Source organism: Ideonella sp. B508-1, assembly GCF_000333615.1.
Taxonomy (GTDB): Bacteria; Pseudomonadota; Gammaproteobacteria; order Burkholderiales; family Burkholderiaceae_C; genus Ideonella.
Map to the genome: position 1 here is coordinate 1 of NZ_BADL01000371.1, position 6,554 is coordinate 6,554.

Below are 6,554 nucleotides of genomic sequence, written 5' to 3' on the forward strand. Positions count from 1 at the left end.
CCGGGGCGGCCCAGGGCGCCCGGTTGGCTGCCCGAGAAGATCGTGCCCGTCCACATTCCGCGCCGCAAGGGCGAGCCGCTGGTGGTTCAGGCCGACGAACATCTGCGGCCCGAGACCACGCTGGAGGCCCTGGCCCGGTTGAAGGGCGTGGTGCGTCCTGACGGCAGCGTGACCGCGGGCAATGCCTCGGGCGTGAACGACGGCGCGGCCGCGCTGTTGATTGCCAGCGAGGCCGCGGTGCGCCGCCATGGCCTGCGACCCCGCGCCCGCATCGTCGGCACCGCGTCCGCTGGCGTGCTGCCGCGGGTGATGGGCATCGGCCCGGTGCCCGCGGTGCGCCGACTGCTGGAGCGCACCGGCTTGTCCCTGGCCCAGATGGATGTGGTCGAGCTGAACGAAGCCTTTGCCGCTCAGGCCCTGGCCGTGCTGCGCGACCTGGGCCTGCCCGACGACGCACCGCAGGTCAACCCCAACGGCGGCGCCATCGCCCTGGGGCATCCACTGGGGGCCAGCGGCGCCCGGCTGGTGATCGCGGCCCTGCACCAGCTGGAGCGCACCGGCGGCCGACATGGTCTTTGCACCATGTGCATCGGTGTCGGCCAAGGCATTGCGATGATCATCGAGCGCGTCTGAGACGCGCCACCACGGAGACCTTGCATGAGCACCCTCGTCGAACACATCGACACCCCCGACGGCCGCTTCCGCGTGGCGCTGGACGGCCCGGCCCGGGCCCCTGCCGTCGTGCTGTCCAACTCGCTGGGCACCACACTGGAGATGTGGGACCCCGTCGTGCCCCGCCTGGCCGAGCAGCGGCGGGTGATCCGCTACGACACCCGCGGCCATGGCTCTGCGCCGGACGGTGCCGGCCCCTGCACCCTGGCCCGCCTGGGCCAGGACGTGGTGCATCTGCTCGATGCACTGGACATCGCGCAGGCCGACTTCTGCGGCATCTCGATGGGCGGCCTCACCGGCCTGTGGCTGGGCGTGCATGCCGCCCCACGCATCCGTCGACTGGTGGTGGCCAACAGCGCCGCCCGCATCGGCACGCTGCAGGGCTGGCAAGACCGCGCCGCCCTGGCGCGAACACAGGGCCTGACCACGATAGCCACCAGCTCTCCGTCGCGCTGGTTCACGCCAGGCTTCCTGGACGCGCACCCGGACCGGGTGCAGGTGCTGCAGCAGACGCTGGCGGGCCTGTCCCCGCAGGGCTACGCTGCCTGTTGCGACGCCCTGGCCCAGGCCGATCTGCGCGAAGAGATCGATCGCATCGCCTGCCCGGTGCTGCTGCTGGCCGGCCGCCATGACCCGGTGACCACCGTGGGTGACGCGCAATTCATGGCCGAACGCATCCCCGGTGCCGAGCTGCAAGCGCTGGAAGCCTCCCATCTGTCCAGCGTGGAAGTGCCCGACGCCTTCCTCGCCGCACTGCTCCCCTTTCTTCAGCAGGCCTGACATGCCCTACATCATCGAAACCTTCGACAAGCCCGGGCACCAGGCCGTGCGCCAGGCCCACCGCGCCGAGCACCTGCGCTTTCTGGAGGCCCACCGCGACCTGCTGCTGGCCTGCGGTGCCAAGCTGGCCGACGATGGCAGCGACCTGGGCGGCGGCCTCTACGTGGTGGACCTGGACAGCCGCGAGGACGCCCAGCACTTCATCGAGGCCGACCCCTTCCACCAGGCCGGCCTGTTCGAGCGGGTGCTGATCACCCGATGGCGAAAGGCCTATGTGAACGGCCACTGCCTGCTCTGACCCTTTTCCCCCCTTGTGTCGTGCGCCGCAGGTCCGGGCGGGCCGCCGCATGCCTTCGGCACACGAACCCGGACCACAACACCGGCGCACGCCGGGCTTCCTGGAGACAACACCGTGACCAAGATCACTGCCTTCTTCACCGAACTGATGCGGCGCTATCTGCCCGATCCCTTCGTCTTCGCCATCCTGCTCACCCTGCTGACGCTGTGCCTGGCCATCGGCATCGAGGGCCGCGCGCCGGCCCTGGCCGCCGTGGACTGGGGCAAGGGCTTCTGGAGCCTGCTGGCCTTCACCACGCAGATGGTGGTCATCCTGGCCATGGGCTATGTGCTGGCCACGGCCCCGGTCGTGGACCGGCTGATCAACCGCATCGTGAACAAGGTGGAGCGCCCGCGCACGGCGGTGATCGTCGCCACCCTGATCGGCTGTGTGGGCAGCTATCTCAACTGGGGCTTCGGCCTGGTGCTGGGCGGCATCGTGGGCAGGAAGCTGGCCCGTCGCAATCGAGGCGTGCCCTACCCGCTGATCATCGCCTCGGCCTATTCCGGCTTCACGATGTACGGCCTGGGCTTCTCGGCCACCATCCCGGTGCTGATCTCGACCAAGGGTCATGCCTTCGAGTCGAAGATGGGACTGATCCCGCTGAGCGAGACCATCTTCTCGACCCCCATCCTGCTGACCAGCCTGGCCGTGCTGCTCACGCTGCCGCTGCTCAACGCGGCCATGCACCCCAAGGCGGGTGAGCCGGTGACCGAGATCCCCCCGGAAACCGATGCCGACGCCGCGGGCAAGCCCGGCGCCGCCGAGCTGCTGGGCCGGGACACCATCGCCTGGCGCCTGAACCACAGCCGCCTGCTGAGCTGGCTGATCGGCGGCCTGGGCATGGTCTATGTGGCCCTGCACTTCAAGCAGGGTGGCACGCTGGACCTGAACCTGATCAACTTCTTCATCCTGTTCCTGGGCATTCTGCTGCTGGGCACCCCGATGAACTACGTCGAGAAGCTCAACGAAGGCGTGAAGACGGTGGGCGGCATCGTGCTGCAGTTCCCCTTCTACGCCGGCATCATGGCCATCATGGCGGCCTCGGGACTGGTGGAGTCGATTGCACACGTCTTCATCCAGATCTCCAGCCCCAGCACCCTGCCCTTCTGGGGCCTGGTGAGCTCCTTCGTGATCAACTTCTTCGCCCCCTCCGGCGGTGGTCACTGGGTGATCCAGGGCCCGTTCATGATCGATGCCGCCAAGGCCATGGGCGCCTCGCAGTCCCAGACCGCGATGTCGGTGATGCTGGGCAATGCCTGGAACGATCTGGTGCAGCCGTTCTGGATCCTGCCGGCCCTGGCGATCTCCCGGCTTCAGCTCAAGGACATCATGGGCTACACCGTGCTGTCGATGGTGCTGGTCGGCGCCATCTACATGGTCACCATCCTGGCCTGGCCGCTGCTCTGAACCGCGCGGCGCCTCGCCCTTCACACAAGGAGTTCCCCATGCTGTTCATGGTTGAAATGCAGGTCAACATTCCCGCCTCGGTCGACCCCGCGGAGGCTGCGCGCATCAAGGCCGAGGAGAAGGCCTACTCCCAGGCTCTGCAGCGCGAAGGCAAGTGGCCGCACATCTGGCGGGTGGTGGGCCAGTACGCCAACGTCAGCATCTTCGACGTCGAGAGCAACGACGAGCTGCACACCCTGTTGAGCCAGCTGCCGCTCTTTCCCTACATGACGATCCAGGTCACCCCCTTGGCACGCCATCCTTCGGCCATCTGACGGGACACCGGCTGGCGGTGCGGGGAAGTGTGTCACCATCGCTGCCCCACACCTCCCGATCCTGCCCATGTTCAAGACGCTGCGTGTCCCCGAGAAGGCCTTCGGCCTGCTGATGTGGATCGTCTCCCTGCTGTTCGCCGGCTTCCTGATGGGGCTGGGCGGGCAGCTGATCGGGGACCTGCCCAAGGTGGAGGACACGCTGACGCTGGAGCAGTTCGCCGATGCGAACGCCCTGCAATCGGAGCGCACGCAGCTGCGCGACCTGGGTGAGCAGGCCCGCACGCTGGAGGACCAGACCGAGCAGGCCCGGCTCAAGCTGAACGCGGCCAGCCAGGCCTACCAGGCCGCGCGCAGCGCCCAGGCCAACTGGCTGGCCAGCCGCCAGGCCACGGGCGACGCCAGCACCAACGCCGAGCTGCAGCGGCGAACCCGCGAGCTCGACCAGCTCAAGCAGGCCGAGCGCGAGGCCCAGCAGGCCCAGGAGAAGCTGGACCAGGACCGCCTGGACGTGAGCCAGGCCCAGGCCGGTCACCAGCGCCGGCTGGACACGCTGCTGAGCCAGGCCCAGGGCGTCTATGAGCGCGCCCGGTTCCTGCAGGAGCTGCGGGTCTTCGGCCTGCGCCTGGCGCTGACCCTGCCGCTGCTGCTGGTGGCCGGCTGGATGGTGGCCCGCAAGCGCAAAAGCGACCACTGGCCCCTGCTGCGCGGTTTCGTGCTGTTCGCGGCCTATGCCTTCTTCTTCGAGCTGGTGCCCTACCTGCCCAGCTACGGCGGCTATGTGCGCTACGGCGTCGGCATCGTGCTGACCGGCCTGGGCGGGCACTACGCCATCCGGGCGATGCGGCGCTACTTGGCGCGCCGGGCAGCGGTGGAGCAGCAGAGCGAAGCGCAGCGCCGCCAGTCCCTGACCAACGACGAGGCGCTCAAGAAGATGGCGGCCAATGTCTGCCCGGGTTGCGAGCGCGCCATCCTGACCACCGGCGACGTGAAGCCGGATTTCTGCGTGCACTGCGGCCTCAAGCTCTTCGACCGCTGCGGCGGCTGCGGCACCCGCAAGAACGTGTTCTTCCGCTACTGCCCCAGCTGCGGCGTGCCGGCCGACAGCGAAGCGCCGGTTCAGGCCACAGAGGCCGCTCAGCCCGCTTCAGCCGGCTGAAGCGCGGCGGCGCCTTCCAGCAACATCTGCCGGGTCAAGGCCTCCACCCAGGCCTGGTAGCCCAGCAGCCCGGGGTGGAAGCCGTCGCGGGCCATCCAGCCCGCGGCCTCGCCCGGCATGGGCGGCAGGGCCACATGGCCGCGGTCGGCCCGGCCCGCCAGGTGGCGTTGCAGCGCCTGGTCCAGCCGGCGCGCATCGCGCCCCAGCACCCAGCGCAGCGGCTGCGGCAGCACCGGAAAGCGCTCCATCGGCGGCACGGCCGAGTGCCAGGTGTGGCGCACGCCGGCCCGGGCCTGGGCCAGGCCATGCAGCGCGTCCAGCGTGGCCAGCCAGTGGCGCACGGGCGTCTGCCCCACCGTGTCGTTGACCCCCAGCGAGGTGACCATCACATCGGCCGGGTGCAGCCGCGCCTGCTCCAGCGCCTTCAGCGCATCGGCCGCCAGGTGGCCGGTGCTGGCCACCAGCTGCCAGGCCACCCGGCCGTCCAGGGCCAGGGCCAGGCGTTCGGCCAGGGGAATGGCCAAGGCCTGGGCCTGGTGGAACACGCCCACGCCGGCCGCGGCGGAATCGCCCACCACCAGCAGACGCAGACGCAACGCCCCCTCGCCCACCACGCCCTCGCGCGGGCCGGCGGCCTCGGGCAGGCGCAGCGCGTGGCGGCGCACCTGCCGGCCCTGGCGCAGCAGCACCGGGCCCAGCAGCAGCTTCAGCGGTCCGGGCATCGGGCGCCGGGCCTCACTGGAACTTGGTGAAGTCGGGCTTGCGCTTCTCGAAGAAGGCCTGGAAGGCCTCGCGCGCCTCGGGGCTGCGCAGGCGCTGGCCAAACAGCTCGGCTTCGGTGGCGATGACCTGCTGCAGCAGTTCACGCTGCGGCGCCTTCATCAGGCGCTTGGATTCACGCACGGCCGAGGGCGCCAGGTGGTTGAAGCGCTCGGCCACGCGGCGGGCGTGGGGCAGCACCTCGCTGGCCGGCAGCACCGCGTTGGCGATGCCGCAGTCCACCGCGTCGGCGCCGGTGAAGGGGTCGCCCAGCAACAGCTTCTCGGCGGCCTTCACATGGCCCATCAGGCGCGGGATCATCAGGCTGGAGCCGTACTCGGGCACCAGGCCCAGGCCGACAAAGGGGCATGGCCAGGCGGGCCTCGTCGCTGACGAAGACGAAGTCGCAGTGCAGCAGCATCGTGGTGCCGATGCCCACGGCCGCGCCGGTGACGGCGGCCAACACCGGCTTCTCGCAGGCTTCCAGCGCGCGCATGAAGCGGAAGACGGACGAATCCGGCCCGGCGGGCGGGGCGCTGCATGAAGTCCTCCAGGTCGTTGCCGGAGGTGAACACGCCGGGCTGGCCGGTGATCAGCAGGGCCCGCACGGCCGGGTCGCCGCCGGCGGCCTCGATGGCGTCGGTCATGGCGTCGTACATCGCCATGGTCAGCGCGTTCTTCTTCTCGGGGCGGGCGATCTCGATGGTCGCCACGCCATCCACGACGCCGGTTCGGATGGTCATGCGGGTCTCCTGCTTCTGACTTGAAATGAAAACGGGCGGCATGGTAGCCGCCCGCGTGCGTGACCGTCGATCAGACGGCTTCGAAGATGCCGGCCGCGCCTTGGCCGGTACCGATGCACATGGTCACCATGCCGTACTTCAGCTTGTGGCGACGCAGGGCATGGATGGTGGTCGCGGCGCGGATCGCGCCGGTGGCGCCCAGCGGATGGCCCAGGGCGATCGCGCCGCCCATGGGGTTCACCACATCCGGGTTCAGGCCCAGATCGCGGATGACCGCGAGGGACTGGGCCGCGAAGGCTTCGTTCAGCTCGATCCAGCCCATGTCGTCGAGCTTCAGGCCACCGGCCTTCAGCGCGGCCGGGATGGCCTCGATCGGGCCGATG

General features: G+C 69.8%; 7 protein-coding genes and 2 pseudogenes. 6 read left to right on the forward strand and 3 right to left on the reverse strand.

The window, feature by feature from the left end:
• The 6 genes from I73_RS15580 to I73_RS15605 form a co-directional block, all read left to right on the forward strand.
• A partial coding sequence (locus I73_RS15580) for an acetyl-CoA C-acyltransferase (protein WP_022981466.1) occupies positions 1-633 on the forward strand: 633 nt, incomplete at its 5' end.
• A gap of 24 nt (positions 634-657) precedes the next feature.
• Positions 658-1,452 carry a 3-oxoadipate enol-lactonase gene (pcaD, locus tag I73_RS15585; RefSeq protein ID WP_022981467.1) on the forward strand — a complete coding sequence of 265 codons (795 nt, stop codon included), beginning with the start codon at positions 658-660 and terminating at the stop codon, positions 1,450-1,452.
• 1 nt (position 1,453) lies between these two features.
• On the forward strand, positions 1,454-1,750 hold the full coding sequence (locus tag I73_RS15590; RefSeq protein ID WP_022981468.1) for a YciI family protein: 297 nt from the start codon (positions 1,454-1,456) through the stop codon (positions 1,748-1,750).
• A gap of 114 nt (positions 1,751-1,864) precedes the next feature.
• Positions 1,865-3,199 carry a short-chain fatty acid transporter gene (locus I73_RS15595; RefSeq protein WP_022981469.1) on the forward strand — a complete coding sequence of 445 codons (1,335 nt, stop codon included), beginning with the start codon at positions 1,865-1,867 and terminating at the stop codon, positions 3,197-3,199.
• Between the two features lie 38 nt (positions 3,200-3,237).
• The gene (catC, locus tag I73_RS15600) at positions 3,238-3,513 is read left to right on the forward strand and encodes a muconolactone Delta-isomerase (protein WP_022981470.1); all 276 of its coding nucleotides are present in this window, start codon (positions 3,238-3,240) and stop codon (positions 3,511-3,513) included.
• Between the two features lie 67 nt (positions 3,514-3,580).
• Complete coding sequence (locus I73_RS15605; protein WP_022981471.1) at positions 3,581-4,669, forward strand: membrane protein; 1,089 nt, start codon at positions 3,581-3,583, stop codon at positions 4,667-4,669.
• Here the strand turns inward: I73_RS15605 and I73_RS28265 are convergent.
• From I73_RS28265 to I73_RS15620, 3 genes and pseudogenes are all read right to left on the reverse strand, one after another.
• On the reverse strand, positions 4,648-5,391 hold the full coding sequence (locus I73_RS28265) for an SGNH/GDSL hydrolase family protein (protein WP_022981472.1): 744 nt from the start codon (positions 5,389-5,391) through the stop codon (positions 4,648-4,650). The two genes, I73_RS15605 and I73_RS28265, sit on opposite strands and share 22 nt — an antisense overlap.
• Positions 5,392-5,404: 13 nt before the next feature.
• Positions 5,405-6,171, reverse strand: a pseudogene (locus tag I73_RS28270) (enoyl-CoA hydratase).
• 70 nt (positions 6,172-6,241) lie between these two features.
• Positions 6,242-6,554 (reverse strand): annotated as a pseudogene (locus tag I73_RS15620) (acetyl-CoA C-acyltransferase); the annotation flags it as partial.

Bases quoted from the DNA above. Each gene is read 5' to 3' on its own strand.
- pcaD (WP_022981467.1), top strand. From the start codon at position 658: ATGAGCACCCTCGTCGAACACATCGACACCCCCGACGGCCGCTTCCGC.
- I73_RS15590 (WP_022981468.1), top strand. From the start codon at position 1,454: ATGCCCTACATCATCGAAACCTTCGACAAGCCCGGGCACCAGGCCGTG.
- catC (WP_022981470.1), top strand. From the start codon at position 3,238: ATGCTGTTCATGGTTGAAATGCAGGTCAACATTCCCGCCTCGGTCGAC.
- I73_RS15605 (WP_022981471.1), top strand. From the start codon at position 3,581: ATGTTCAAGACGCTGCGTGTCCCCGAGAAGGCCTTCGGCCTGCTGATG.
- I73_RS28265 (WP_022981472.1), bottom strand. From the start codon at position 5,391: ATGCCCGGACCGCTGAAGCTGCTGCTGGGCCCGGTGCTGCTGCGCCAG.